Consider the following 2,530-nt stretch of genomic DNA (forward strand, 5'->3'; position numbering starts at 1 on the left):
CCACCAATGAGAGATCGCTTCTTGGCTGCCATGCTGGTGAGGTCCGCCCCTTCTCGTCTGCATCGAGAATCTGTGGACACGTCATGTCCGGTGAAGTCACGAACGAGCTAGTGGGATCACGGCGTGGCAAGAGACTGCTGCACGAGCGTGAGAACGAGCGGAAGGATCCGATCGTTCCCGCCGACCGTCGCAGCGGAGTCCGCACTGTGTGGCGTTCCGTCGATGTCGACCAACTGAACGCCAGACTCCCTGGCGATCACGACGCCCGCAGCCGTGTCCCATGGCTTGTTGTTGAGCATGATGAAGGCATCGATCTTGCCGTGGGCGAGCCATGCCAGGTCAATTGCGGCCGATCCGTGCATGCGGATCCGTTGAACATTCCGAGCTAGTCGATGTGTGATCGCGAGCCGCTGAGCGTTCTTAGTTGCCGCATCAACCCCTACGGCGTAGTCGCCGATAGCGACGACGGCGTCTTTCAAGTCTGCTGTACGGCTGGAGTAAATACGCTCCTCGTTGGCGAAAGCGCCGTATCCTTCGGCGGCGTGGTAGCGGGTTCCTAGGAACGGTAGGTCGATGACGCCTAGGACCGATCTTCTTCTGCGGATAAGACCGAGGGAAATGGCGCACAGGGGTGAGCCGTGCACGAAGTTGACGGTGCCGTCGACCGGATCGAGTGCCCACATGAGTTCGGTGGCATCGCCACTCAAGCCGTGCTCCTCGCCGAGGAAGCCAATCTCGGGTGCCTTGGCAGCCAGGAGGTCGCGGACCTGTTGCTCGATGGCGTAGTCCACCTCGGATGCCATGTCGCGGTCACCCTTGCTGGTGAGTGTGCCTGGCCTCAGGGTCCTCATGATGTGGTGCGCCAGGTCGACAGCCTCGTGTGCGAGGGGCAGGAGGCGTGCAAAGTTGTTCATAGGTCCCGGCTGCGTTCCCACAGTGAGGTGAACATCCCGTCGTACACCGGGTAGAGGCCGGGAGTGAGAGAGTTGCGCTCGACGACCATCGTCGGGGAGTCAACTCCGCGCATCTGCGGTAGATAGGGCTGGATGATGCAGAGTCGGTCGTCAATCAAGAGCACGTTGGCGCGGACGGTTTCGTCGTACACGCGGATAGCCAGGCGTTCGCGAGCATCCGCCGGGAGCCGATTGCGGATGCGCCCGGCGAGATTCTGGATGTTGAGTTCGGTGAGCGCGCTGAGGTGACCGTCTGGATAGTCGTCCTCACGCTCTTGCCTTCTAATTGCCTCGCCGGCGGGGTCGAGAAACATGCAGCGGAGATGGGCGCCGGCGGCCAGGAGTTTGAGGAGTTGGTTGTCGGCATACTGCTGGCAGAGAATGTTGAGCGACAGTCCGGCAGCCCGAATGTCCTTAGCGTCGTCGAAGAGGACGTGTGGTGGCAACTTCGCGGTGAACTCCGACCGGCTGGAGTAGATCGCGGTGACATCGGCGTACCGCTCTCGGATACCTTCGTTGACCGGTCGGCTGCCCGCGGCGCGTTCGGCCTGGGCGGTAGTTGCCCGCGTGCGGTTGCCACCGTTACCGGCAGGACGGGACGTGGCCTGGGACGGGTGTTCGCCAAGAAGCAGCGTCATCCGCGCGTGGCCAGGCATTGCAAGGCCGCTGCAAATGCGGATTAGTACGTCGATGCTGCTGACCCGACGGGTGCCGCTGATGATCTCGCTGACCTGAGCCTGACTGAGGCCTGTAGCAACGCCGAGGTGGGTGTGGCTGGCGCGGGTTACCCGCTGGACCAAGCGGAAAACCTGTGCAATGTCGCGGGCGGCCAAGGCGTCGATCATGTCGGTGTCGTCCCAGAGCGGAGGGGGCACGGTGAACGCTGCGGCTGCCCTAACGCTCATTCGTGTGGCTCCTTCCCGAATGTGGGGTGGTGGGTCAGCGTATCCGGCGGTCATATAGCCGGAGCCGATCGACATTCGAGGTGGATGAAAGTTACCTGCTCAGGTACTACCCGCTGTGATGGATGGTGATGGCCGCGCCTGGCAGGTTCGGCGCATGGCGGAAGAGAAACAAGCTGCGCGGGCCACCTGGCGGGTGTCGCAGTGATCGGGACAATGAAGGCCGGCGACATGGTCTACCTGACGACCGCCGCGAGCGTGCAGTTCCTACGCCCGATCTTCGTACGCGTCATCCGCGAGCTGCCCGAGCGGCACACGTACGACGGGTGGGTCTGGATTGAGGGCTACCAGCTGAATTCGGCGGGCGACGCGGTCGCGCAGCGCGAGCTGTACGTGATGCGTGCGGGCGTGCGGTTGCAGGCCCTGCCCGTCAAACCGACCAGCAAAGCCAAACGTCGGCGGCGTCCCGTGCGGGTCGGATGACCGCCCGCCCCCGCCCGCACCTGCCGATGCGCCCGGCGTGGCTGTGTCGCAACTGCGCCGCGCCCTGGCCGTGTGGCCCGGCGCAGCTCGCGCTCGTGACCGAGTTCTACGGTCATTCGATCGCGCTGGCGTTCTACCTGGCCGCGTCGATGCAGGAGGCGATCGACGACGTTTACGGCCTGGGGCTTCGCC

General features: G+C 63.8%; 3 protein-coding genes. 1 reads left to right on the forward strand and 2 read right to left on the reverse strand.

Annotated features, from left to right (window positions below):
* Positions 1–116: 116 nt before the first annotated feature.
* On the reverse strand, positions 117–914 hold the full coding sequence (locus KBX08_RS32865; protein WP_210787644.1) for an inositol monophosphatase: 798 nt from the start codon (positions 912–914) through the stop codon (positions 117–119).
* Positions 911–1,858 (reverse strand): DUF5919 domain-containing protein, encoded by a 948-nt coding sequence (locus KBX08_RS32870; RefSeq protein WP_210787645.1) that lies wholly within the window; start codon positions 1,856–1,858, stop codon positions 911–913. The genes KBX08_RS32865 and KBX08_RS32870 overlap by 4 nt, the downstream gene beginning before the upstream one ends.
* Before the next feature lie 201 nt (positions 1,859–2,059).
* Here KBX08_RS32870 and KBX08_RS32875 point away from each other — a divergent pair, with 201 nt between their 5' ends.
* On the forward strand, positions 2,060–2,338 hold the full coding sequence (locus KBX08_RS32875) for a hypothetical protein (protein ID WP_374101982.1): 279 nt from the start codon (positions 2,060–2,062) through the stop codon (positions 2,336–2,338).
* The last annotated feature ends 192 nt before the right edge of the window (positions 2,339–2,530 follow it).

The sequence above is a fragment of the Micromonospora sp. H61 genome (assembly GCF_018070325.1).
GTDB classification, from domain to species: domain Bacteria; phylum Actinomycetota; class Actinomycetes; order Mycobacteriales; family Micromonosporaceae; genus Micromonospora; species Micromonospora salmantinae.

What these genes read in the sequence shown, in the direction of transcription:
- KBX08_RS32865 (WP_210787644.1), bottom strand. Translation starts at nt 914, where the DNA reads ATGAACAACTTTGCACGCCTCCTGCCCCTCGCACACGAGGCTGTCGAC.
- KBX08_RS32870 (WP_210787645.1), bottom strand. Translation starts at nt 1,858, where the DNA reads ATGAGCGTTAGGGCAGCCGCAGCGTTCACCGTGCCCCCTCCGCTCTGG.